20 protein-coding genes are annotated in these 24,144 nt (G+C 71.2%); 4 read left to right on the top strand and 16 right to left on the bottom strand.

The annotated features are described in order from the left end of the window. The first annotated feature begins 8 nt into the window (after positions 1-8). Positions 9-1,202 carry a serpin family protein gene (locus ABD466_RS32245; protein WP_344660996.1) on the top strand — a complete coding sequence of 398 codons (1,194 nt, stop codon included), beginning with the start codon at positions 9-11 and terminating at the stop codon, positions 1,200-1,202. Here ABD466_RS32245 and ABD466_RS32240 read toward each other — a convergent pair. The 3 genes from ABD466_RS32240 to ABD466_RS32230 form a co-directional block, all read right to left on the bottom strand. Further along, positions 1,175-2,053 (bottom strand): hypothetical protein, encoded by an 879-nt coding sequence (locus ABD466_RS32240; protein ID WP_344660995.1) that lies wholly within the window; start codon positions 2,051-2,053, stop codon positions 1,175-1,177. The genes ABD466_RS32245 and ABD466_RS32240 overlap by 28 nt on opposite strands. 157 nt (positions 2,054-2,210) lie before the next feature. Then, complete coding sequence (locus tag ABD466_RS32235) at positions 2,211-4,898, bottom strand: DUF6493 family protein (RefSeq protein ID WP_344660994.1); 2,688 nt, start codon at positions 4,896-4,898, stop codon at positions 2,211-2,213. Next, a complete protein-coding gene (locus ABD466_RS32230; RefSeq protein ID WP_344660993.1) occupies positions 4,895-6,295 on the bottom strand; it encodes a DprA-like winged helix domain-containing protein in 1,401 nt (466 codons plus the stop codon). The genes ABD466_RS32235 and ABD466_RS32230 overlap by 4 nt, the downstream gene beginning before the upstream one ends. 157 nt (positions 6,296-6,452) lie before the next feature. On the opposite strand from ABD466_RS32230, the gene ABD466_RS32225 reads away from it, so the two are divergent. Continuing rightward, the gene (locus ABD466_RS32225) at positions 6,453-7,736 is read left to right on the top strand and encodes an ROK family transcriptional regulator (protein ID WP_344661016.1); all 1,284 of its coding nucleotides are present in this window, start codon (positions 6,453-6,455) and stop codon (positions 7,734-7,736) included. A 129-nt stretch (positions 7,737-7,865) separates the two neighbouring features. Here ABD466_RS32225 and ABD466_RS32220 read toward each other — a convergent pair whose 3' ends face one another. The 7 genes from ABD466_RS32220 to ABD466_RS32190 all read right to left on the bottom strand — a co-directional run bounded on the left by ABD466_RS32220 (position 7,866) and on the right by ABD466_RS32190 (position 16,503). Then, positions 7,866-8,882 (bottom strand): ABC transporter ATP-binding protein, encoded by a 1,017-nt coding sequence (locus ABD466_RS32220; RefSeq protein ID WP_344660992.1) that lies wholly within the window; start codon positions 8,880-8,882, stop codon positions 7,866-7,868. Continuing rightward, positions 8,879-9,880 carry an ABC transporter ATP-binding protein gene (locus ABD466_RS32215; protein WP_344660991.1) on the bottom strand — a complete coding sequence of 334 codons (1,002 nt, stop codon included), beginning with the start codon at positions 9,878-9,880 and terminating at the stop codon, positions 8,879-8,881. The genes ABD466_RS32220 and ABD466_RS32215 overlap by 4 nt, the downstream gene beginning before the upstream one ends. Positions 9,881-9,884: 4 nt before the next feature. Beyond that, entirely contained in the window at positions 9,885-10,871 is a 987-nt protein-coding gene (locus ABD466_RS32210) for an ABC transporter permease (protein WP_344660990.1), read from the bottom strand. Between the two features lie 7 nt (positions 10,872-10,878). Next, positions 10,879-11,868 carry an ABC transporter permease gene (locus tag ABD466_RS32205; protein WP_344660989.1) on the bottom strand — a complete coding sequence of 330 codons (990 nt, stop codon included), beginning with the start codon at positions 11,866-11,868 and terminating at the stop codon, positions 10,879-10,881. Between the two features lie 101 nt (positions 11,869-11,969). Then, entirely contained in the window at positions 11,970-13,706 is a 1,737-nt protein-coding gene (locus tag ABD466_RS32200) for an ABC transporter substrate-binding protein (protein ID WP_344660988.1), read from the bottom strand. 133 nt (positions 13,707-13,839) lie between these two features. Continuing rightward, positions 13,840-14,766, bottom strand: a complete 927-nt coding sequence (locus ABD466_RS32195) for an ROK family protein (protein ID WP_344660987.1) — start codon at positions 14,764-14,766, stop codon at positions 13,840-13,842. 261 nt (positions 14,767-15,027) lie between these two features. Next, positions 15,028-16,503 carry a S53 family peptidase gene (locus ABD466_RS32190; protein ID WP_344660986.1) on the bottom strand — a complete coding sequence of 492 codons (1,476 nt, stop codon included), beginning with the start codon at positions 16,501-16,503 and terminating at the stop codon, positions 15,028-15,030. Between the two features lie 254 nt (positions 16,504-16,757). On the opposite strand from ABD466_RS32190, the gene ABD466_RS32185 reads away from it, so the two are divergent. Together ABD466_RS32185 and ABD466_RS32180 are read left to right on the top strand one after the other, a co-directional pair. Next, on the top strand, positions 16,758-17,102 hold the full coding sequence (locus ABD466_RS32185; protein ID WP_344660985.1) for a hypothetical protein: 345 nt from the start codon (positions 16,758-16,760) through the stop codon (positions 17,100-17,102). After that, complete coding sequence (locus ABD466_RS32180) at positions 17,102-18,166, top strand: DUF6745 domain-containing protein (protein ID WP_344660984.1); 1,065 nt, start codon at positions 17,102-17,104, stop codon at positions 18,164-18,166. The genes ABD466_RS32185 and ABD466_RS32180 overlap by 1 nt, the downstream gene beginning before the upstream one ends. On the opposite strand, the gene ABD466_RS32175 is transcribed toward ABD466_RS32180, so the two are convergent. Genes ABD466_RS32175 through ABD466_RS32150 form a run of 6 tightly spaced genes read right to left on the bottom strand, consistent with a single transcriptional unit; the run spans position 18,129 to position 24,143 of the window. Beyond that, positions 18,129-19,010, bottom strand: coding sequence for an STM4011 family radical SAM protein (locus ABD466_RS32175; protein ID WP_344660983.1), 882 nt, complete (start codon positions 19,008-19,010; stop codon positions 18,129-18,131). The genes ABD466_RS32180 and ABD466_RS32175 overlap by 38 nt on opposite strands. A gap of 7 nt (positions 19,011-19,017) precedes the next feature. Then, the gene (locus tag ABD466_RS32170; RefSeq protein WP_344660982.1) at positions 19,018-20,319 is read right to left on the bottom strand and encodes an STM4012 family radical SAM protein; all 1,302 of its coding nucleotides are present in this window, start codon (positions 20,317-20,319) and stop codon (positions 19,018-19,020) included. Further along, the gene (locus ABD466_RS32165) at positions 20,319-21,128 is read right to left on the bottom strand and encodes an STM4013/SEN3800 family hydrolase (RefSeq protein WP_344661015.1); all 810 of its coding nucleotides are present in this window, start codon (positions 21,126-21,128) and stop codon (positions 20,319-20,321) included. The genes ABD466_RS32170 and ABD466_RS32165 overlap by 1 nt, the downstream gene beginning before the upstream one ends. Before the next feature lie 2 nt (positions 21,129-21,130). Next, positions 21,131-22,180, bottom strand: coding sequence for an STM4014 family protein (locus ABD466_RS32160; RefSeq protein WP_344660981.1), 1,050 nt, complete (start codon positions 22,178-22,180; stop codon positions 21,131-21,133). Further along, complete coding sequence (locus ABD466_RS32155; RefSeq protein ID WP_344660980.1) at positions 22,177-23,157, bottom strand: STM4015 family protein; 981 nt, start codon at positions 23,155-23,157, stop codon at positions 22,177-22,179. Before ABD466_RS32155 ends, ABD466_RS32160 begins: the two co-directional genes overlap by 4 nt. 5 nt (positions 23,158-23,162) lie before the next feature. Further along, positions 23,163-24,143: an STM4015 family protein gene (locus ABD466_RS32150; RefSeq protein ID WP_344660979.1), complete on the bottom strand. Its 981-nt coding sequence runs from the start codon at positions 24,141-24,143 to the stop codon at positions 23,163-23,165. Position 24,144 lies beyond the last annotated feature (1 nt).

Raw genomic sequence — 24,144 nt, 5'->3', positions numbered from 1 at the left:
CCTGACACATGACGGTCGAGAAGGTCAATGCTCTGACGAAGCGGTGGTGTGCCGCGGTCGCGGAGAGTCCGGGTTCTGATTCCACGGTCTTGTCCGGGGCCGGGGTGTGGCCGTTGCTGGCCTTCCTCGCCGACGGCGCCGACGCCACGGGGCGCGCCGAGCTCGCGACGGCGCTGGGCGTCCCGGCCGAGGACGCGGCCCGGGCGGCGCGCGAAGTGCTGGCGGTCATGGAGTCCTCGGCGGCGTCGCGGATCGCCCTGGGCTTGTGGACGCGGCGCGAGGCCGAGATCCACGAAGCCTGGCTCGCTCGGCTCGCGGCCGGCGTGCACGGTGCGTTGACCGGTGACGCCGGAACGGACCGGAAGCGGCTGGACGCGTGGGCGTCGGAGCACACCGACGGGCTGGTTCCGAGGATGCCGGTCACGATCGGCCCCGCGACCATGCTCGTTCTCGCGAGCGCGTTGACGGTCGACGTGACGTGGCGGGAGCACTTCCACGCGGGACGCGTCGACTCCGACAGCCCCTGGGCCGCCGACGGCCGGCTGTCGGTGCTGCGCCGGTCCGGCTGGGACCTGCGGGCCCTCCGCCTCGCGGACACGCCGATCGGCCGGGTCAGTGCTCTGACGGTCGTCGGCGACGGCGACGTCGACGTGCTGCTCGTCCTCGGGCCCGGGGAGCGGTCGGCGGCCGAGGTGCTGGCGGTCGGCGCGGACCTGGCCGGACCCCGAGACGTCTTCCCCGCGGTGAGCGGAGCCGATCTGGCCGAGGGCGCGGCCGGTCCGGGCCTCAGCGTGGAGACGGTCGACGCGATGGGCCCCGGCGACGTCCTGGCCGTCACCACGGTCCCGTTCCGCGTCCGCGCGGAGCATGATCTGCGGCAGCACGCAGCGTTGTTCGGACTGGAGCACGTCATGACGCCGGGGAGCGGCCACTTCCCCGGCGTCAGCGCCTTCCCGCTCACCGTCGACCAGGCCCGCCAGGACGCCGTCGCCGTGTTCACCGCGAGCGGGTTCCGCGCGGCGGCCGTGACGGCCTTCGCGATGCGGGCCGGGGCGGCGCCGCGGCCGAGCCGGATCCGCAGAGTGTCAGCGGTCTTCGACCGGCCGTTCGCGTACTACGCGGTGCACCGCCCCAGCGGTCTGATCCTGGTCGCCGGCTGGGTCGGCGAACCGGATCAGGACGTCTCGTCGGGCAGCGCGTAACGCCATTGGCAGGTGCGCACTCCCTTGTCCGACTGGTAGGGCACAGCAGGCTTCGACTGCAGGTCGCCCGGCAGGTAGGCCTGGCACGCGGTGCGCACCGCGGCAGCCGCCGGCCCGGTGGCGACGTGAATCTCGACGCAGGTCGCCCCCTCGGCGTTGACCGGCTGCGGCATCCCGGCGGGCCACGGCTCCGGCTTGGTGCCGCCGGCCGCCGGGCACGAGAGCAGGTAGCGCACGTCCGGCCCGGTGAACGGCGTACCGGCGGTGGCGTTCAGGTCGTTGAGCTTGGTGTAGGCGTCATAGAGCGGCGCGGGATAGCCGCCGTCCTTGCCGATCTGCGGCAGCCCGGCCGCCCGCACGGTCTGATAGCTGCCGTCGCCCTTGCGGATGCCGAGCACCGTCGTCGGGATGTCCGGAATCGGCCGCCCCTTGGTGGGGCTCACGGTCTCCGGCAGGCCGTCGAGGTCCTTGCGGACGGACGCCAGCAGGCTGGCGAGAGCGCCGGAGTCGAGGGTGTAGCGCTTGCTCGCGTTGAGCACGACCGTCCCGTCGGAGTACACGACGACCGCGGGCGGCTGCAACCGCAGCGCGTTGCCCGCGAACCCGCCCTCGGAGTGGATCTCCGCCACCCGCTGCACCGGACCGGAGGACGGCACCGGCGTCGTCGGCGTGCCGGTGCCCGGCGCCGACGTGCCGCCGCTGCCGGTCGCCGGCGTGCCACCGCTGCCGGTCGCCGAGGACGGCGCGCTGCCGGTGGACGGACTGCTCGCCCCCGTCGGCGACGACGAACCGTCGGCAGCGGGCTTCGAGGCGCTCGACGAACACGCCGCCGCACCGAACATCAGAGCCATGACGCACATCCATCTCGTCAGCTTCATGTGGTTTGGACGCGCTCCGCGCCGGTCTGGTTCCCACCGGCCGGCGCGGGAGAACACCAGGCAGCGGAGCCCGGCGCCGGTCGGGCGCCTTCCCTCACCCACCGACCGGCGCCGCGGCGGGCACCTCCCGTCACCCGCTCCCCAGCACCCCCGCGAGCCGCCGCGCGGCGTTCGCCACCGCGCTCCCGCCCTTCTTCTCCGCCACGGTCGTGACGGCGTCGATCGGGGTGCGGACGTTCAGCGCGCCGGCCAGCTCTGTGCCGGCCACCAGGAGGTCGCCGGTACCGGCCATGGCCTTCGGCACTGCCGGGGGCAGGATCAGCGGCAACAGGGTGGCGATGGTCTCCCAGGTCTGGCCCGCCGCGCCGCCGTTGGCGAGGTCGCGGAGGCAGGGCACCATACGGCGCAGGCCCGCGGCGGGTTCGGAGGCCAAACGCTCGGCCAGGGTGGCGGCCAGGCGCGCGGGGTCGAGCAGGCCGCGGGAAGCCAGGACCAGGGCGGCGTCGACCCCCGAGGCGCGCAGGCGCGCGTCTCTGTGCACCAGACGGGAGGCGATCAGGTAGTGCGTGCCGGCGTGGACCGGGTCGTCCAGTTCCGCCAGGACGACCGCCGACTCCGCCGACGGCTCCGCGGTGCTCCAGTCCGCGCCGCCCGACAGGGCCACCGCGACCAGGTCGGGATGGGAGGGCGCGATCGCGGGCCAGCAGACGGCCCAGTCCGACCCGTCGTACTGGCGCTCCGGCTCGCTCCACACGCCCGCCGCCAGCTCCAGCAGCGTCGCGGGGTGCGAGACGTGCTTGCGCGCCAGCTGGTTCAGCAACGTGCTCCGGCCCTGGCCGTAGCGCACCCGGTCGCGCAGCAGCGGGTCCGGCATCTCTTCGGCGGGCAGTTCGGTCCGGTCGCCCGCCACCCAGGCCGCGAAGCGCCGGCCGGCATCGGAGGTGAGGCCGGAGGCGTCGACCTCCCCGCAGTCCGCCGGCAGCCGCAGCAGCGCCTGGTGGAAGTCCGCCTCCAGCGGGACCCAGCCCTCTGATTCGCCTTCCCGCAGCCGGTCCGCCAGCACCCGCGGGTCGACGATCCCGTTCGCCGCGGTCGGGATCGCCACCAGCGGCGGCAGATCGGTCAGGCCCAGGGCGGCGGCGATCTCGGCGGCGCGCAGGATCAGGAAGTCGGCCGGTGAGGTCCGGCTCCGCACCGACGCATAGCCGGTCCGCTGCATGCGCACCCGGGGCCACAGCTGGTGCACGCTCGCCCGGTGCGGCTTCCGCTTCGCCTGGGTGCCGGACCCGGCCGCGGCTTCGGCGAGCCGGAACAGGGCGACACGCGGCGTGTGCGGGAAGTTCTCCAGATTCCATTCCCACCCCGGCCGTTGCCGCTCGACGACCGGCGCCACAGCCTCCGCGAGCTTGTCCGCGTCGGTCCGGGCGAACGCGGCGAACGCCTCCAGGACCCGCTCGAAGACCATCGCCTCGACCGGGTCGCCGTGCATCAGCGCCGCGACCTCCTCGGCCAGCTCGGCCGGCGACCCGATCGGCGGCGGCAGCGGGCGCGGCTCGAACGGCGTGACGTCCGGGTATCCGACGTCGAAGGTCGCGGAGCCCCGCTCCACGCCGAGCACGTCGGCCAGCTTCGCGGCGAGGTCCGGCGCGAGATGGACCTCGGCCTCGGCCGCCAGCCGCCGCCGGTCGCCCTCCCCCAGCGCCTCGGCCCGCTTGCCGATCAGCTTCACCGCGCGCTCCTGCAGATCGGCGCCCGGCGCGCCGAAGGCGGTGGCGAGGTGCCCGGTGATCTCGACGATCCGGTCCGGGTGCTCGGCGGCCAGCGCGTCGAGCCAGCCGAGCGTGGTCTTCACGACGTTCTTCTCCGGCCGCGTCACCGCGACCGATGCCGCCTCCAGAGCGAGTTCGAGGTCGACGAGTCCGGCGTCGCAGACCTTCTTCACCGATCCCAGGAATACCCGCGCGACGGTGCCGCTCTGCGAGGACAGCAGGCTGATACAGCTGGAGACGCGCGCGACGATCTCGTCATCGGTCGGCGCCAGGCTGGTCCAGAACCCCAGGTGGCCCTGCACCGCGCCGAGGCGGCCGCCGCGCAGCAGCCGGCGGACGCAGGCGTCCAGCACCTCGGCCCGCGGGGCCTTGCCCTGCTCGACCGCCGCCTGGGCGAACTTCCGGAACGAGGACCACTCGGCGAACAGGTCGTCGTTCTCGTCGTCGTCGAACGTCAGCGGCAGCAACTCGGCCAGACGCGGTTCCGCCAGGAACGTCTCGCGCTCCTGGTCCCGGGAGTGGCCCCACCGGTGCCGCACCGCCCAGGCCCGCACGTACCCCGGCGTCGCGGCCGGCACCGCCCCGGCGGCGTCGGCGACGATGTCGACCAGTGGCAGCAGATCGTTCGCGTCGAGCACCGCCGACAGCTCGTCGGCCAGCTCGGGCAGCCACTCCGGGGCGCGGTCGGCCAGCACCCGCCGGATCGCGTCGGGCGCGATGTCCAGGCCGTTCTGCCGCTGGACCGTCCGCAGGTACTTCGCGATCGCCGGCGCGTTCGCCAGCACCGCCATCGCGGCCGGGATCTGGGTCCGGGCGGAGCGGCGCTGGAGGTCGCGGAACCGGCTCCAGTCCTGGCTCTGGCCGGAGTCCCGGTACACCCGCCAGCTGAGCGTCTTCAACTGCGCGCGCAACGGCTTCACGAACGTGCGCCGCTCCTTCTCCGACATGCCCTGGAAGAACGCTGCGACAGCCGCGGCGTCACCGGACGCCAGCAGAGCGGTGAGGTGCTCGGCCGTGCCCGGCTCACCGGCTATGACCACCGTGCTCATCGCGCCGCCACCGCTTCCTCGTCCGCCGTGCTCTCGTCCCAGACGTCGGCCGAACCGCGCTCGCCACGACGATAGGCGTCCGCCGCGAGGATGTGTTTGCACGGCCCCCGCCCTCCCTGATACTTCGCATACCACTGACACGTGCAGGACAGCCCGCCGTCCGCGGCCTCGCGCACCCGCTGCACGTGGTCCTCGACGGTGATGGTCGCGATGCCGGCGTCCCACGCCACGGCGCCGGCGTCGAGCAGGTCGCGCGCGGCGCGCAGCCGCGGGTTCTGCCGGGCGGCGCGCTCGGCGTCGTAAGGCAGCTCGCGGTGGAAGTAGGAGGCGTCGGCGTGGTCGTAGCCGACGCGCCCGGCGGTGCCGAGCTGGGTCAGCGCCGCGCGCACCCGGGCCACCGGCAGGCCGGACTCCTCGGCCAGCCGGTCCGGCTCCACCCGCGCGTCGAAGGCCAGCAGGGCGCTGACGGTCTCGGCGTCGTCGATCACCTCGTCACCGGCCAGCGCGGACAGCACCGCACCCTCCCCGGAGAAGCCACGGGTGATCTCCGGCGACAGGGTCAGCACCAGGCGCATGCCCGGCAGGTCCAGCTGCCAGACCGAGGCGACCGGTCCGGCGCCGCGGGCCACGTTCGGACCGTAGACGCGCAGCGCGCCGCCGAAGCGCAGCAGCGGAAGCAGCTCCTTGAGACGCTGGGGGCCGGCCAGGCAGACCGCGCCGGGGCCGGGCGTGGCCGCCAGCCGCAGCGTCCGGCCGGCCGGGACCAGCCACTGCACACCGCGCGGGGCGCTGGGCAGGCTCCGCAGGAAGCGCGCGGCGTCGGCGGCCCGCAGCTCGGCACGCAGGTCGTAGCCGGAGGTGACGGCCTGCACCTCGGCGAAGCCGCGCAGCCAGCGGGCCGGCAACGGCACCTTCCGCTCCACCACGGTGCCGTCGAAGGTGGTGGCCTCCAGTCCCTCAGGCCCCACCTCAAGTTTCAACGGGTCGCCGCCACGCACCCGGGCCAGGGCCAGCCGCAGCTCGTTGTTGACGTCCACGTTGGTGGTGCCGCGGTCCAGGGCGAGGCCGTCCATGCCGGACTCCAGGACGTCCAGCCGGGCGTAGACACCACAGCAGCCGGAGAAGGACTCGAACCGCAGCCGGTCGCCGTTGCAGGTCACGACCGGGTCGCGCAGCGCCGCCAGGTTCGGCCGCCAGTAGCGGGCCTGCGCCACGTTCGCGACGCCGAGCAGCGCGGCCGCCGCCGGCTCGGCTTCGCCCAGGAAGCCGGAGAAGAAGCGCGGGTGCGCGGCCGGGCCGGCGGTGGTCGTGCCGCCGGAGGTCTGGAGGTCCAGGAGGCCGTCGGGGCCGAGGGAGGACGCCCGGACATAGCCGTACATTTGGGCGGTGGAAGTCATGCTTTGAAGGTAGCGTCGGACACCGACAAGGACGGGGAGGGGATAATCTCGACCATCGAGACCTGTGCGTCCATCGTTCGCGCGAGGGCGATCATCACGGGGATCGGGCATTCTTGCGCTTTGCCGGCCGCCGACCGAGAAAGGAGCCCGCGTGACCGTGGAGTCCGCCTGGAATCGCAGCGTCCTGCGCACCAACAACGAGCGGCTCCTGCTCGACCGGCTGCGGGCCGACGGTGCCACGTCCCGTGCCGAGCTCGCCCGCCTCACGGGGCTGTCCAAGCCGACGGTCTCGACCGCGCTGGGACGTCTGGAGCACGGCGGCCTGGTCCGCGAGATCGGCAAGCAGGCGGTGGCCGGGCGCGGGCGCTCGCCGGTGCTGTACGAGGCCGACCCGACCGCCGGGTACGCGTTCGGCGTGGACGTGGGGCGAAGCTGGATCCGGGTGGGGCTGGCGGATCTGGACGGGACCGTCGTGGCCCGCGTCGACGAGCCGAACACGGCCGCCGACGCGGACGGGATCGTGGACGCGATCGTGGCGCAGGCGCGGCGGGTGTGCGCCGAGGCCGGGGTCGAGCGGTCCAGGGTGCTGCACGCGGTCGTCGGGAGCCCGGGTGTCATCGACACGGCGACGAACGAGCTTCGCTATGCGGTGAACCTGCCGGGCTGGGGGCGGCGCGAGGTGACGGACCGGTTGGCGGAGTCGCTCGGCACCGGTCTGGAGCTGCTGAACGATGCGAATCTCGCGGCGTTGGGCGAGTACGCGGCCGGGGCGGGGCGGGGGCGGCGCCTGTTCGTGTATCTGCTGGTCGGTACCGGTTTGGGCGCGGGCATCGTGCTGGACGGGCGGTTGTTTCCCGGGGCGCGTGGAGCGGCCGGTGAGATCGGGTACCTGCCCTATGGGACGCCGCAGAGCGAGGGCGGTCGGGAGGACCGTGGAGCTCGCGGAAGACACGAAGGACACGAAGGACACGAAGAGCGCGGGAGCCGCGAAGGGCGTGCGGACCACGCCAGCTCGCGAGGGCTGTTGGAGGACGCGGCGGCAGCCGACTCGATCGTCGCCGCGGCGCGTGCACTCGGGCTCGCGGACACCGCGTCCGCGAAGCAGGTCTTCCTGGCCGCTCGCGCCGGCAGCGAGACCGCTCTCGAAGTCGTGCGACGCGAAGCCGAGCGGCTGGCTCTCGCCGTCGCCGCGATCTCAGCTGTCATCGACCCCGAGCTCGTCGTCCTCGGCGGCGGGATCGGCGACAGCGCCGATCTGCTGCTGGACCCGCTGCGGGAGGCGCTGGAGCGGATGACGCCGCTGGTGCCGGAGCTCGCGGCGTCGGAGTTGGGGGCGAACGCCGTGCTGCAGGGCGCTCTGGCTTCGGGGGTGGGGACGGTGCGGCGGCTGGTGTTCGAGGCTTGGCAGGGAGCGCAGGAGCCGACGGGCGTCGAGGGATAGGCCGGTCATCGAACAGGTGGCGGCGAGACGCCGGCCAGGCTGCCCTCGCCGAAAACAGCAGGGCCCGGGCCTGAGCCCGGACCCCGCCTCACAAGACCCCGCACCGCATCGAGCGACGGTGTGCCGGACTCAGCCGGCCACCCCCACCGACGCTCGTTGCGCCACATGGCACGCGGCCTCATGTCCTGGTGTCAGTTCCGCCAGCTTCGGCGTGACCTCGTGGCAGATCGGTTCCGCCAGAGGGCAGCGGTCGCGGAAGCGGCAGCCGGCGGGTGGGTTGACCACCTTGGGCGGCTCCGTCTTCGCGGTTTCCACGTCCACTGACAGGGGTGCGCGGGGGTCCGGGACCGCTGAAAGCAGGAGCTGTGTGTACGGGTGCTTCGGTTCCTGGAGGACGTCCTCGGTCGGGCCGGCTTCCACGATGTGACCGCCGTACATCACCATCACGCGGTCGCAGACGTAGCGGGCACTCGCGATGTCGTGGGTGATGTAGAGGAATGACACGCCTTCGCTCTCGCGGAGGTCCGCCATGACGTTCAGGAGGCCGATGCGGATCGACACGTCCAGCATCGATACCGGTTCGTCGGCCAGGATCAGCTTCGGGCGGTAGGCGAGGGCTTGGGCGAAGCCGATGCGTTGGCGTTGGCCGCCGGAGAGTTCGTACGGGTAGCGCTGCAGGATCTCCGCTGCCGGGTTCAGGCCCACGGCCTCCACGACGCGTTCGGCTTCGGCGGTGCGCTCGGACGCCGACAGTTCTGTGCGGTGCAGTTTCAGACCGCGCAAGATGCCGTGGGAGACGCGGTACGCCGGGTTCAGGGAAGCGAACGGGTCCTGGAAGACCATCGGGACCTCGCCGCGATAGGCGAGCTGTTCCTTGCGTCCCCGCAGGGAGCTCAGGGACTTGCCCTCGAAGTGGATCTCGCCGGAGGTGGGCTTGTAGACCTGGGCCAGGAGGCGGGCGATGGTGGACTTGCCGCTGCCGGACTCGCCGACCAGGGCGACGATCTCGCGGCGGTTGATGTGGAGGTTCACCTCGTCCACGGCGTGCAGGGTGTTGCGGGAGAGACCGCCGCCGATCTTGAAGTGGCGGGTCAGGTTCACGGTGCGCAGCAGCTCGCCGCCGGCGGGATTGTTCTGGTCGCTCACGACTCGATCTCCACCTTCACGAACGCCGGGTCGTGCAGCAGGCAGCGGGCCTGTGCCGAACCGGCCTGGTACAGCTCCGGCTCGTCCGTCCGGCAGCGGTCCATCGCCACCGGGCAGCGGGGGTGGAAGCGGCATCCCGTCGGTGGCTTGGCCAGGTTCGGGGGTGCGCCGGGGATGCCGGTCAGCCGCTTCTTCTCGCCGCGGATCGAAGGGAAGGCGTCCAGCAGGCCCTTGCTGTAGGGGTGGGCCGGGGCGTCGAAGACGCCGCGGGTGGTGCCCAGTTCGACGACCTGGCCCGCGTACATCACCATCAGGCGGTCCGAGAAGTGGCTGACCAGGGACATGTCGTGGGTCACGAAGATCACCGCGAAGCCGAGCTGGCGTTGCAGCTCCTTGATCTGCGCCATCAGGGAGCGCTGCGCCACCACGTCCAGGGCGGAGGTGGGCTCGTCCATGACGATCAGGTCGGGGGTGAACAGCAGGGCCATGGCGATCATCGCCCGCTGGCGCATGCCGCCGGAGAGCTGGTGCGGGTACGACTTCAGGTGCACCGGGTCGATGCCGACCAGGCCCAGGACCTCGGCCGAGCGGACCCGGATCTCGGTGTCGGACCACTTGGCGTGCGCCCTGATCGCGTCCTTGAACTGGTGGCCGATGGTGTGGACCGGGTTCAGGGCGTTCATCGCGCTCTGCATCACGACCGAGAAGTCCCGCCAGCGGAGCGCGTTCAGGCTCTTCGAGGTCAGGGCCACCAGGTTCTGGCCCTTGAACCACACCTCGCCGCCAGTGACCGAGGCCGGGGGGTTCAGCAGCTGCGCGATGCCGAACAGCATCGTCGACTTGCCGCAGCCGGACTCGCCCACCACGCCCAGGAACTCGCCCGGGGCGAGGGTCAGGTCCACGCCGGCCACCGCCGGGACCGGGCCGGAGGGCGTCGCGTACTCCACCCGCAGGCCGCGGACCTCGAGCAGGGCGTCCGGATTCGTCGGTTCCAGCATCGGCTCACTCACCCCCAGCCGGTCCGGGGACGACGGCCGGTGCCGGCCGGAGCCGGTTGCCGAGCTTCTTGACACGCTGCCTCCTCACCGGCCGCAGGGCCGGGTTGCTGATCTCGTCGAAGGCGTAGTTCATCAGGGCGAAGGCGACGCCCAGCGCCGCGATGCCCAGGGCCGGCGCGATGGCCCACCACTCCGCGCCGTTCTCCAGCGCGGACTGCGAGTCGGCCCAGTAGAGCATCGTGCCCCAGCTGTCCGAGTTCGGGTCGCCCAGGCCCAGGAACTGCAGGCCGGCCGCGTTCAGGACGGAGAAGAGCGCCGCGCCCAGGAAGTTGGCGATGATCAGGGAGATCATCGTCGGGAGCATCTCGAAGACGATGATGTAGGAGCGGCGCTCGCCGCGGACGCGGGCGGACTCCAGGAAGTCGCGGTTGCGCAGCGACAGGGCCTGGGCGCGCATCTGGTTGGCGCCGTAGGACCAGCCGGTGACCACCAGGACGGAGATCATGACCGTCAGGGTCGGCCTGCCGGAGTACGCCGAGAGCACGATCACCAGCGGGAAAGTGGGGATGACCAGGACCACGTTGGTGACGAAGGAGATCACGTCGTCCGCGACGCCCCCGAGGTAGGCCGCGGAGACGCCGACCAGCACCGAGATGATCGTGGCCAGACCACCGGCGACGACCGCGATGATCAGCGGCTCGCGGGAGCCGTAGACGAACAGCGCCCACACGTCCTGGCCCAGCGAGGTGGTGCCGAGCCAGTGCTCGCCGGACGGGGGCAGGCGCGGCATGAACCTGGCCGGCGCCGTCGGGTCGTCGACGTCGGTGAACAACGCCGGGAACAGCGCCATCACCAGCAGCACCAGGAACAGCCCGAAGCCGAAGTTGGCCTTGCGGTTGGACAGGAACGAGCGCCACACGCCGCCCCCGCGCTTCTTGGCGCGGAGGGGCACGACCGGGGCGTCCGCCGGCTGCGACAGCAGGGTCGTCATCAGGTCCTCACCCCTTCGCCCGGGTGCGCGGGTCGAGCCACACCGTGAGCAGGTCGCACACCAGGATCGCGCCCAGCACCGCGACCGTGAACAGCAGGAACAGGGCCTGCATCATCGGGTAGTCGATGCTGTTGACCGCGTTGTAGAGCTGGTAGCCCAGCCCCGGGTAGTTGAAGATCTTCTCCACCAGGATGGCGCCGGTGAGCACGAACCCGATCGACATCGCGAAGCCGGACAGGTTCGGCAGGAACGCGTTGCGGGCGGCGTAGTTGTACATCACCTTGCGGTCGGACAGGCCCTTGGCCCGGCCCATCCGGATGTAGTCCTCGGCCAGCGTGGTGATCATGTTGTTCCGCATGGTCAGCACCCAGCCGCCGATCGAGGTGATCAGCAGGGTGGCGGCCGGCAGGACCGCGTGCTGGAGCACGCTGCCGACGAAACCGGGCGACCAGCCGGGCACGATCGTGTTGTCGTAGTTGAACGACCCGGGCAGCCAGGTGTTGTCGATCGTGAAGAACAGGATCAGGAACAGGCCGACCACGAAGTAGGGCAGGGCCGAGGTGACGACGAAGACCGACGGCAGCACCGAGTCGACCACGCCGCCCCGGCGCCAGGCCGCGACCGTGCCGATCAGCGAGCCGATGACGAACGCCAGCACCGTGGTGAGGCCGACCAGGCCCAGGGTCCAGGGCAGCGACTGGCCGATCATCTTGGACACCGGCTGGCCCAGCGAGCTGCCGCCGGTGGAGACGCCGAAGTTGCCGGTGAGCATCTTGCCCAGGTAGTCCCAGTACTGGCTGAAGATGTCGGCGTCCGGCTTGAAGCCGTAGGAGGCCAGGATCTGCTTCAGCTGCGCGTCCGGGACCTTGCCGCGGGTGGCGGCGCGCAGCGAGTTGATCGGGCTGCCGGGCATGAAGTGTGGCAGGAAGAAGTTCAGCGTGAGAGCGGCCCAGAGGGTGAGAAGGAAGAACCCTAGTCGGCGCAGAAGATATCTCAACCCTCTGTCCTTTCGTCTGACTGGCACGGAGATGGGGTGGCACCCGGGGTACGGTTCCGGGCGCCACCCGGATCCCTCAGGGGATCGTCAATGCGGCTTGGCTACTGCGCCGACTTCGCGTACACGTTGAGCAGCACCTGCTCGTTGTCCGGGAAGTTGTACGCCGCCGGCTGCGCGTACGGGTTGTCGGCGGTCGGCCAGCCGCCGAAGTCCTTGGTGTTGTACTGGAACCAGTCCACGGACTCGGTCACGGGGATGATCGGGACGTCCTTGAGCATGTAGCCCTCGATCTTCTTGATGATGCCGAGCTGGTCGTCGGCGGAGGCGGTGGCGTAGTTGTCGAGCAGCGTGTCCACCTCCTTGTTCTGGTAGCGCTCGAAGTTGCCGGCCGAGGCGGACTGGCCGATCGGCGCGGTGTTCGCCGAGTGCAGCCACTCGCGCAGCTCGAAGTACGGCGTCGGGCCGCCCGCCGGCTGGCCGACGTAGGCCAGGTCGTAGTCGCCCTTGTAGAGCTTGTCGTCGTAGGTCTGCATGGTCAGGGAGCTCTCGGTCAGGTTGATGCCGATGCCCTTGAGCTCGTCCTTGATGACCGCGATCGAAGCGTCCCAGTCGGTGTAGCCCTGGACCGAGATGACCGTCAGGTTCAGCGGGTTCGAGGTCGAGTACCCGGCGGTCTGCAGCGCCGCCTTGGCCTTCTCCAGGTCCGGCTTGTCGAACCCGGCCGCGGAGATCGCCGCGGTGTCGTTGTACTTGTCGAAGGTCGGGGTGACGATGCCGCTCTGGTTGGCCGGTGGCTGCTGACCGTCCTCACCGATCGCCGAGACCTTCGCCTTGTCGATCGCGTAGGCCAGGGCCTGGCGCACGCCGAGCTGGCTGGTGGCCTTGTGCGAGGGATCCAGGTTCGGCACCAGCGCCACGTTCAGGACCGGCGGCGACCAGGTGTGGTTGTCCTGCGACTTGTTCAGGTAGAAGGACTTGATGCCGGTGATGAACTGCGAGCCCCACTGCGCCTTGCCGCTGGCCAGGTCCTGGTTCGCCGGCTGGTTGTCCAGGTAGGCCGGGTACTCGACGGTGGTGACGTAGGGCTTGCCCGGCTGCCAGTAGTTCGGGTTCGCCTTGTACTCCATGTTGTTCGGCGTGCACTTGACCGTGTACGGGCCCGAACCCACCGGGTTCGCGTTGGTCCAGGTGTCCGGCTTCGACGCCGCGTCGCCGGTGGACCAGATGTGCTTGGGCACGATCGTGACCAGGTTGGCGAACTGGTAGAAGTACACCTGCGCGTTCTGCTTGAACGTCAGCGTGACCTGGTTGCCGGTGGCCTTGACGTCGGTGAGGCCGGCGCCGCTCCACAGCGTGTAGAGGTCGGTGGCCGGCGTCTGCTTCATGAGCTGGAAGGTGAACGCCACGTCGTCGGCGGTCAGCGCCTGGCCGTCGCTCCACTTCACCCCGTCGCGGATGGTGAAGGTGATCTGCGTCTTGTCGGCGTTCCAGGTGTAGGAGGACGCCAGCATCGGCGTCTCCTTGGCGTTCTGCAGCGTGTTGACGTAGACCAGCGGCTCGTAGATGAACCCGTTGGCCTCGACGTTGTTGGACGCGTTGAACGGGTTGAACGCGCACGGCCAGGTCTGGCCCTGCTCGTTCGAGATGGTGAGCGTGCCGCCCTGCTTGTAGGTCTTGGCGGACGTGGAGGACGACGAGCCGCCGGAACCGGTGCTCGCCGAGGAGCCGCCGCTGCCGCCGGAGGCGTTGTCGGTGGTGTGCTTGGTGCTGGAGCACGCGCTGGCGGCCAGGCCTATGGAGACGGCGACCGCGAGCAGCGACGACTTGCTGCGCCTCATGCTGGGTTTCCTTTCCGGTTCGCGGGATGTGGCGCCCGAGGGAGTCGTGCGGAGGTGGTGCTGTGGTGCGTTTCCTGCGGTGGTGCGGCTGGTGCGAAATCCCCGATCGTCACAGAGGATCGGGCCGGTGTCATCAGAGGGCTGTTGAGGGTTGAGGGCGGGCCGCGGCGCGCGCGAGGGTGAGCGCGCCGGCCAGCGGGGCGTCGAACGGGAACGCGGCCTGCACCAGCTCCGGGGGGAACGGCACGGCGGCGTCGAGGGCGCGGCGCAGGGGGCCGTGCAGGGCGGCCCAGGACCGGACCATCCCGCCGCCGACCGCGATCCGCGCGGGATCGAGGGCGATGGCGAGGTTGACCAGGTGGAAGGCCAGCTCGTCGGCGAACTCCTTGAGCGCCGAGGCGGCCCGCTCGTCGTGCCCGGCCGCGGCGAACAGGTCCTGGGCGCCCGTGGCGTCCGGGAACAGTTCCTTGGCCCGGGCCAGCAACCCGATGCCGCTGACCCCGTCCTCCAGGATCGAGCGCTTCCCGGTGGGGGCGCCGACGTCGGCGACGGAGCGGAGGTTGTAGCCGATCTCGCCCGAGGCGCCGTTGCGCCCGGCGACGACCTCGCCGCCGGCGACCAGCGCGACCGCGAGGCCGGTGCCGAGGTTGAGGTAGAGACCCGGGTCGGCGTCCTTCAGGGCGCCCTCCACGGCCTCGACCCGTGCCGCCGCCTTCACGTCCGTCTCGACCCGGATCTCGGAGTCGGGGAACGCGGCCCGTACTTCCCGGGCCAGCGCCAGATCGGCCCACCCGGGGATGTTCGGGGCCAGATCCACACCGGCCTCCCGCGGGATGCCGATGGTCGACACGCCCACCGCGAGCGGCTCCCGCCCCGGGGCCACCCGGTCCAGCAGGGCGCGGGCGGCGCGGAGCCCCCGGGCCAGGGAGGCCTTGCCGCCTTCGGCGGCGTGCGTGGGAACGGTGGCGGTGCCGAGACGGAGGCCGGTGGCGGCCTCGGCCACGGCCATCGCGGTCTTCGTGCCGCCGAAGTCGATCCCCAGCACTACAGGCGTGTTCAAGCGCCCTCCCTTAGCCGGCTTCTTCGCTGTGAGTTCTGCGGTGGTGCGGTGATGCGGGGTGGTGCGGGGTGGTGCGGTGAGCTGTGGTGCTCGGTGGTGCGAGTTCGTCAGTAAAGTAAACTAAATATTGCGCGCGGGGAAGGGGTTGGGTGGCGCGAGACGATAACGGCTCGGCAACGGTGCGGCGGCGCCGAAAACGCCGGCGGGGCCCCCGGAGAACCGGGGGCGCCGCCGGCGCCCTGCTTGAATCAGTTCCTTGTGTTACGAGCCCAGCGCCGGCACCAGCTTCGCCGCGTCCGGCGTCCCGAGGCCGGTGATCGGGTCCCAGCCCTGGGTGGCGGGGTAGCCGGGCACCGTGTCCGAGGCGGTGTTGTTGCCGGTGGTCACGTCGAAGAAGTACGTGCCGTAGTCCGGCCCGTCGGCCAGCGCGTACAGCTTCGGCTGGATGAGGCCGAGGTCGTGGCCCGCCATCTGGTCGGCGATCGCCACCAGGCCGGCCCACTGCGGGCTGGACGAGGAGGTGCCGCCGATGATGTACCAGCTGCCGTCGTTGACGTTCGAGCCGCCGTTGTCGCCGGGGGCGGTGTCGTAGACCAGGACCCCGGTGGCGGCGGAGGCCTGGTAGCCGATGTCCGGCACGCCGCGCATGGAGCCGATCGGGGTGGAGCCGGCGGGCAGTGCGTCCTGGTACGACGGGCGGGCGAAGTCCTGGCTGTAGCCGCCGCCGGAGAAGGTCCAGCCCACCTCACGCTGGCCGGGGAACTTCGGGCACAGGCCGCCGGCGCTGGTGCTGTCCACGGTGGTGCCGGTGGCGCCGTCGGTGCAGAGGTAGGTGCCGCCGACGGACAGCACCAGGGGGTCGGAGGCCGGCCAGCCGACGCTCGCCGAATCCAGGGCCGCCGGGTTCTTGATCGGCGTCTTGGCGTTGTTGGCGGTGCCGTTGTCGCCCGAGGAGGCCAGGAAGGTCACGCCGCTCTGGGTTCCGGAGACGAAGGCGTGGCGCAGGTTCTCCAGGGAGGCGGTGCCGTTGTGGAAGTCCGGCTCGGCGGTGCCGAAGGACTGGGACACGACGTCCGCCAGGTGGTGGTCCACCAGGAACTGTTCGGCGTCCATCATCTGCGGCAGGCCCTGCACGCCCTGGGTCTCGGCGACGTTGGTCGTCATCAGGATGATGTCGGCGCCGGGAGCCGTGGCGTGCGCCCACTGCGTGTCGAGCGCCACCTCCAGGGCCCAGGCGTTGGACGCCTGCTGGCCGGTGCCCTGGGACTTGGACGGGGGCTGCTTGACGGGGCGCTGGCCGTCCCAGCGGTCCCACTCGAAGGTGGGCATGCCCGGCTTGCACTCGACGTCCGGCATGCCGCACATGAGCGGCAGGCCGAACTGCTTGCTGTAGTTCTCCAGGTCGCTCGCGACCGTGTCGTAGCCGAAGGAGTCGATGATCGCGATCGTCTTGCCGTGCCCGTCGTTGCCGGCGGCCAGCAGCGGGGTGATGTCGTACGAGGCCTGCATCGACGCCGGGGTGAAGCAGCGGCGGCCGACGGCGGCGCACGCGGCCTGGGTCGGCGCGGTGACGCCGGTGGCGACCTGTACCGCGTCCTGTGCGTGCGGGTGCACGGCCGGGTAGGCCGCGCCGGCGGTGGACGCGGACCCGCTCAGGGCGAACGCCGCGCCGGCGGCGGCCGTCACGGCCGCGACCAGCAGACGGCGGGCCGGACTCCTGGTGAGTGAATAAGACACTCGGTGATCCTCCTGACGCTAAGGGCTAAGGGATGTGGCACCTGTTGCGCATCGACGAGGACGCGGGGCAGCGCGACGTGGCCGCGCACCGATCGGGTGCTGGCCGCGGGCGCCGATCCGGGTGGCAGGATCACCGTCGGCCACTCAATCAAGCGGTTTCCGCCGATCACGTCAAGGGTGCGGGCCTTGTCGGTGGTCGGGACTAGCGTGAAACCGCCAGCCACCGAACGGGGCCGCGGACGTCAGGAGGGGCCGTGTACCGCCAAGGAGATGTGTTGATCGTGCCGGTCACGGAGACCGCGGTCCCGGAGGAGATGCGCGCCTCCGGTCCGAAGCGCCGGGCGCCGCGCGAGCCGATGGTGCTGGCCCTAGGGGAAAGCACCGGGCACGCCCACGCCGTGCTGGCGTCCCATGACGACGGCGACTTCTACCCGGCGCCGACCGAGAGCGAGCCGGCATTCCTCTTCCTGCCCCGCGGCGGGAAGGTGGTGCACGAGGAGCACGGCACCATCCCGCTGCCGGAGGGCTGGTTCCGCGTCGTCCGCCAGCGCGAGTACGAGCCGGCCGCGCTGCGCTCGTTCCGGGTGGTGGCGGACTGATGGCGGGCATAGAGAGCCCTGAGACGCACCCGGACCTCACCGCCGACGGCGTGGTCGCGATCGCCGCGGCCACCGCTCGGGAGTGGCGGTCGATCGCCCTGTCCACGGACGCCGCGGACCGGGAGGCCGCCGAGCAGGCGGCGCTCACGCTGTACGCCGAGGCGTTCCCGGACGCCGCGCCGGAGATCATCTGGTGCCGCTCCCCGCTGGAGGCGGCGCGGCTGGTGGCCGCCGCGGACGGCCGGTACGGCGCCCCGGCCCGGGACCGGATCCGGGACCTGGCGTGGTCGCAGGGCCGCGCGGAGCTGGTCGAGCGGTTCGGGCCGCGCGAGTTCGGCCGCGTGTGGCAGGCCGCCTGCGGCACCCTGGCGCCGCTTCTCAGTGGCCTGATCACACGGATCTCAGCGGGTGTCGAGGCGCGGGCCGCCGACCCGGCGGAACGCACCGCACTGCGGATCGCCTTGACGCACGCGGTGCACGGCCAGTTCGACGCCGCGTGGCTCCCCCTCTACGAGGCGGCGGGCATGGCCTGCGGACTCAGCCGGATGGCCCGGGCGGCCGGCTGGTGGTGGCCCTTCGAGCGCGCCGTGATCCTCACCGAGCGGCCGCTCGCGCTGCGCCTGGACGACCAGGAGCGACTGCACCACGGCGACGGTCCGGCGGTCGCCTACTCCGACGGCTTCGCCCTCTACTCCTGGCGCGGCACCGCGCTGGACCCGGCGTTCGGCGCCCGGCTGGCGGCCACCACCCCGGAGCTGATCCGCGCCGAGGAGAACGCCGAGCAGCGCCGGATGATGGTCGAGCACTACACCCCCGAGCGGTTCCTGAAGGAGTCCGGCGCCGAGCCGGTCCAGCAGGACGAGACCGGGAAGCTGTGGCGCATCGAGATGCCGGACGACGAGTCGATCGTGATGGTCGAGGTCGTGAACTCCTCCCCGGAGCCGGACGGCACGTTCAACGTGTACTTCCTGCGCGTGCCGCCGCACACCCGCACCGCCAAGGAGGGCGTGGCCTGGACCTTCGGCCTCAGCGAGGACCAGTACCGGCCGCTGGCGCAGACCTGATCCGGGACAGGACCCCGCCGGCGAACGTCTCGTAGAGTCCGAGCTCCGGCATGTGCACGTACCCGATGTGGCAGTCGCACTGCGCCAGGGGGCAGAGTCGCGGCCGGAGGGCGGCTCGGTAGGAGCCGTCGTACAGGTTGCCCAGACGCTCGGCGGGGTCCGTCCGCGGGACGAAGTGGCAGCGGTAGACCTCGCCGTCGCCGTTCACGGAGACGACCGTCTCCCCCGCGCGGCAGGCGCGGCCTCGCGAGGGATGCGGGAAGCGCGACACGGGGAACAGCGGGTCGATCCCGGTCCAGGGCGCGGCTTCATCGTCCGTGTAGGGGTGGCCTTCGGCCGCGTTGACCCAGAGATAGACGTCCGCGGGGAGGTCGGCGCGCAGCCGGCGGGCGGCGTCCAGGTGCTCGGGCAGGCCGACGATCCCGACGCTGAACCGGACGCCGCGCTCCCGAAGGTCGGTGCACCGGCCGAGGAAGCGGTCGTAGGGAACCTGGCCGGGGTGGTACGTGCACCAGAGAGCCAGAGAGCTGAGATCGGCGTCGGCGGTCCAGGCGGTGCGCGAGCTCAGGTTGGTCTGGATGGCGACTTCACCGACGTGGTCCAGGCGGCTGAGCGCGACCAGTGCCCGCCGGTACCACGACCGGGTCAGACCTTCGCCCCACGGGGTGAACAGGACGTTGATCCGGTCCGCGGCCTGGCCGGTCACCCAGGAGACGAACCGCTCCAGGGCTTCCCGGTCGGCGCGCAGCGTCTCCGGCGAATCGCGGCGCTTGGCGAAGGGGCAGTACCCGCAGTCGTAGTCGCAGCTGGCCAGCGGGCCACGGTAGAGGATCGACAGTTCCACGCGGCGGCTACTTGAGATCGTAGGCGCGCATCGCGGCCCTGACCGGCTCGGAGAAGAACAGCGGGCCGATCGCGTCGGACCACGCCAGGCCCTCGGCGGTGAGGCGGATGCGGTGGTCCGGCGTGACTTCCAGGAAGCCGCGGGCGGCCAGCCGCTCCAACTCCGCCCCGAACGGCTCGCAGGGCGGACTCGGCTCCATGCCCTCGGCTTGCAGCAGGGACTGGATCAGGAACCTGCGATCCTGCTCGTCCTGGTCGAGATGGATGCCGACTTCGGCGCGGCTGAAGTCCTCGGTGCCGACATAGTCGTCGATGATTCCGCGCACCTCCGACGCCGACACCGCGTAGTCGAAGGAGTAGTGCAGAGAAGCGGTATAAGAACGTGCTCCGCAGCCGAGGCCGATCATGCCGTCGGTCTGGCAGGCGTAGTCCTCACCGCCTTCGATGACCGGTGCGTCCAGGCGGCGGAACATCCGCATGGAGACCTGCTCGTAGCCGTGGTCCCGAAGGAAGTCACGGCTGGCGCGGTAGAGGCCCAGGCGCTGGGTGTCCCAAGCGGCGTCCCGGTCCAGGTTGAGGCGTCCCAGGCCGGTCAGGGGCCGCACATAGAGCGGATAGAGATAGATCTCTTCCGGGGTCCAGCGCAGTGCGGTCGCCAGAGAGGCAAGCCAGCTGTCGCGGCTTTGTCCCTCGATACCGTAGATGAGATCGATGTTCAGAACAGGGATCTCAGCGGCACGGATCGCGTCCAGGGCCGCGAAGACGTCGGCCGGCTTCTGCGGCCGGACCGCCGAGCGGGCCTCGCCGTCGTCGAAGCTCTGGACGCCCAGGCTGAGGCGGGTGGTGCCACGCTCGGCCAGCACAGCCAGCCGGTCCGGTGTCGCCGTGGCCGGGGACGCCTCGACCGACAACGGGATGGTCCCCAGGCCGACGCCCATCACCTTCGAAGCGATGTCGAAGAGCCGCGACAGCTCATCGGGGCTCAGATAAGTAGGAGTTCCGCCGCCGATCGCCGCGTTGGCGAAGTGCGGTTCGGGGCCGGAGGCGTCCAAAGCGGCACGCACGGCGACCGCCTGCCGTTCGAGCGCGTCGAGGTAGTTCTCGGTCAAGGATGCGGGAGCGCCGGTGCGGGTGAAGAGGTTGCAGAACCCGCAGCGCACTTCGCAGAACGGGATGTGCGTATAGAAGGACAAGGCGTGGCGCGGTTCGCCGTGCCAGATGTCGGCCAGCAGCGGCTTCGGATCGAGCGGCCGATACGCGGTCTTGTGCGGGTACGCATATACATAGGCCTCGTAGGGACGATCCAGCATCAGCCCTCGTATCCCTTCGGCAGCACGAAATCCGCATACGGCACGGTCCACACCACGTCGTGGCCGATCCGGTGCCCGACGTGGCCGTCCTCGCCGTAGGCGGTGCCGTGGTCGGAACAGACGACGGTGAAGCAGGGACGGCGAGCGGCCATCGTGGTGAAGAGCCGACCGATCAACCCGTCGACGTAACGCAGGGCCGCCGCATGCGACGCGCGCGTGTCGCCGGCCTCCCGGGTGGCGCCGTCGAGATAGAACCAGTTCGGTTGGTGCAGTGCCGGGACGTTCACGAAGAGGAACAGGCGTTGTTCCGCAGGCAGGTCCGCCACCACGCGCTCGACGACGTCGAGCTGGTTGCCGAAGGCGTCCGGATCGGTGACACCGGTCCCCGGGCTCCAGTGCGCCTCGTCGAACATCCCCGGCAGTACCTGCCCGAGCCGGCTCTCCGGGTTGAAGAACCCCACTCCCCCGACGCACACGGTCCGGTATCCGGCCGCACGCAGACCGGCGACAAGGTCCGGCTCCTCGAAGACCCACGTGTCCGCCGCCGTGGTCTCGCTGCCGCCGAAACGCGCGGCGAACAACCGCGGATGCCGCCCCGGCGCGGCCGGCGTCGGCAAAAAGCCGGCGAAGAACGCCGCGTGCGCGGCGAACGTGAACGACCCCGGCGTGGACCGCCGCTCCCAGCCGTCCGGCAGCACCCGCGCGAGGTTCGGCAGCCGGCCGGCCGCCAGTTCCTCGGCCGCGACGTCGTGGCGCAGCGTGTCCAGCGTGACGAACAGGATGTCGTGCGTACCGACGACGTCGTTCATGTTCATGCGAAGCGGCCTATCAGTGAACGTACTTGAGCGCCGTAGGTGTCGACGCCCTCCCCGGCCGTACCCGGAAGTCCCATCAGGTTCGGCAGCAGGTCGCCGTAGGCGTTGACCTCGCCGATGTAGTCGTGGCCGTCGGCGCCCGGCAGGACGTCGATCCCCAGCGTGTGCACACCGGGAAAGCAGGCGGCGGTGGTCTCGGCGTGGCGGAGGATCGTGTGCCAGCGCTCGTCTCCGACCGCGTCCCGGAACCGGGCCAGGTCTCCTCGCCGTCCGCCCAGGTGCAGGTTCGTCATCGGATGCTCGCTCGTGCGCAGGACCGCGTGGGTGGCCGATCCGCCGACCGTGACGATGCGCAGGTCGCAGTCGCGGCCGTCCTGCTTGAGTTTCGGGATCCAGCGTTCTGCGTGCAGGCCGTCCGGCGCCAGGGCACGGAGCAGATCATCGATGTCCGCATCGCGGAGATAGGTACGGACGCGCAGCGAGTTGTAGAGCTCGATCCCTTGGTCGGTGCGCACCATCTCCACCGAGGTGACGGCGCGGCGGCGCGCGCCGCGCACGGTCAGCGCCACGACACCGGAGGCTGAGGATCCGTGCCGGATCTTGAGGAAGGCGGTCTCCGAGCCGTCGATCTCGGCCGCGCCGGGCACCGGGAGCCCGACGTCTGTCAGGAGCTCGTGGCACCGCAGTTTGTCGAAGGCGATGGCCACTTCCTCGTGGCGGAACAGGCTCACCGCGCCCGCTTCCTCGATCGCTCCCTGGAGTTTTCCGAGCGCTGCGGTGAAGCCCGCGTACCAGTCCCGCGTGCCCTCGACGCGGTACATGTCCACCGGCGCGGAGGAGCCTCGCAGCAGCCGCGTGACTTCGGCGTCCTCACCCGGGGAGTCGACCCGGACCACCTCGCCGCGGTGGAAGACGGCGTCGCCCCCCAGCACGTCGAGCCACGGCACGACCCGCGGCTCCGGCAGACCGGCGGCCCGGACCGCCTCGGCGAAGAGGCCGACGCGACGGTTGTCCGGGTTGCCGACCACCGCGAAGCGCGGGCTCATTCGGCCACCGCGATGTAGCGGCGGCCGCGCCGGTCCTCACGGTGCGGCTGGGACAGATCGATCTCGACGCCCGGCCAGGCCTGCCGCAGCCGCCCCTGCATCTCCTCGGAGAGGTAGTGGTGGTGCAGGTCGAGTCGGGCCAGGTGGCCGAGCGGCTGTCCGGCCAGGAGCGCGGCGGCCCCGGCGTCGCCGAGGGTGCCGAGCGAGAGATCCAGGGTCCTGAGTTGCGCGACCACCGGGGCATGGGCGACGGCCACGGCGAAGTCGTCCTGGACCACCGAGTCGCGCAGGCCGAGGTGCCGCAGGTTGGGCAGCCGGTCGCCGGCCAGGAGCCAGTCGATGTCGGCCGGCGTCGCGTGGCCGCCGTAGCCGGGGTGGCCGAAGTAGAACTCCAGGTGTTCCAGGGCCGGGAAGTCACATTCCGCGACGGCCCGCACGGTGGCCGGGTCGAGGCCGCCGGACTGGATCACGAGGGTGCAGAGGGAGTCGTGCTCGGCCGGGGCGATGATCGGCACGCCTATGCCCCCGACGACATCGGGGTCCGTGCCGCCCCGCACCCACAGTTGCTCCAGCCTCGGGTACGCCGCCAGCAACGGCGTGACCGGCTTCAGCGGGATGTACGAGACTTCGCACTGCTCCCGGATCAGTTCTCCGATGAACACCGCCCGCAGCGCTGGAAAGCGATCCGCGTGCGCACAGAGGAGTTCGACGACGGTGTCGTCCTCAGGTTCCGGCCACTCCGACCACAGCCCCGTCACCAAGGCCGCGACCCGTGTCGTGTCGACCCGCGCGAGGAAGCTCTCGAAGACGGTGTCGAAGTCGGACCGGTGCTCCTCGTCCCGGTCCTTCCCGCAGTCGATCCGCCAGGCCCGCGGCTCCGCTTCCGCGGAACCGTCGGGCAGCGGAGCGTCCGGGTCGACGGGGAAGTCGAGGATCTCCAGTCCGGCGAACTCGGTGATGTGCGCGTCGAAGCTCATGGCCGCTACTCGCTCACCGCGACGTACCGCCACACTTCGTCGTCGTCCCTTTCCTCCTCCTGCGGTTCCGAAAGGTCGACCTCGACCCCGGGCAAGGCGTCCAGCAGCCGCTGCCGCATCTCCTCGGAGAGGAAGTGGTGATGCAGATCGAGTTTCCTCAGATGCGTCAGCGGCTGCCCGGCCAGCAGCGCCGCCGCGCCCTCGTCGCCGAGCGTGCCCAGCGACAGGTCCAGGACCTCCAGCCGGGCGACGATCGGGGCGTGCGCGACGGCCGCGGCCGTCCGGTCGGCGTTCTCGTCGTCGCGCAGGCCGAGGTAGCGAAGCCGGGGGAAGTGCGCCCCGTCCAGGATCTCGGCCAGGTCCTCGACGCCTGAGCCGCCGAAGTACTCGCTGTCACCGAGGTAGAGCTCCAGATCGGTCAGTTCGGGGAAGTCCGAGGCGCCGACCGCGCGCACCACCTCCGGCGGCAGACCGCCGCTCTGGAACGTCAGCTCCCTGAGTTCCGGGTAGGCGCGCGCCTCCCACCCCAGGTTCTCGCTCCCGCGCACGCCGAACCGCGTCAGCTTCGGAAAGGCCCGCAACAGCGGCGTCAGGTCGCTCTGGTGGATCCACGAGATCTCGTGCTGATCCTGTTCGATGTCGCCGAGGAACAGCGCTCTCAGGTTCGGGAACCGGTCCGCCGCGGCGATCAGCGGCGCGAACATGTCGGCCGCGGTCTTGTCCATGTCCCGGTCGGTGAGCCAGTTGCCGATGATCAGCGCGGTCAGCGGGACGGTGTCCACGGTGCGCAGGAACGCGTCGAACAGGTCCGGGAACCCCGGCGAGTGCCAGTCCTGGCAGCCGACGCGCCAGGCCCAGGCGTCGACGTCGCCGGGGATCTCGCCGTGACCGGGCCAGTCGTCGAGGGTCCGGAACCCGGTGCGGGGCAGGTGGAACACCGGCAGCCCGCCCCAGACCTCGAGCCCCACGCACTCGCTGTTGATCACG

The organism is Catenulispora subtropica, assembly GCF_039531675.1.
In the GTDB taxonomy this organism is placed as follows: domain Bacteria; phylum Actinomycetota; class Actinomycetes; order Streptomycetales; family Catenulisporaceae; genus Catenulispora; species Catenulispora subtropica.
The sequence above is the reverse complement of the archived record's forward strand: the minus strand, read 5'-3'. Positions and strand labels throughout refer to the sequence as shown.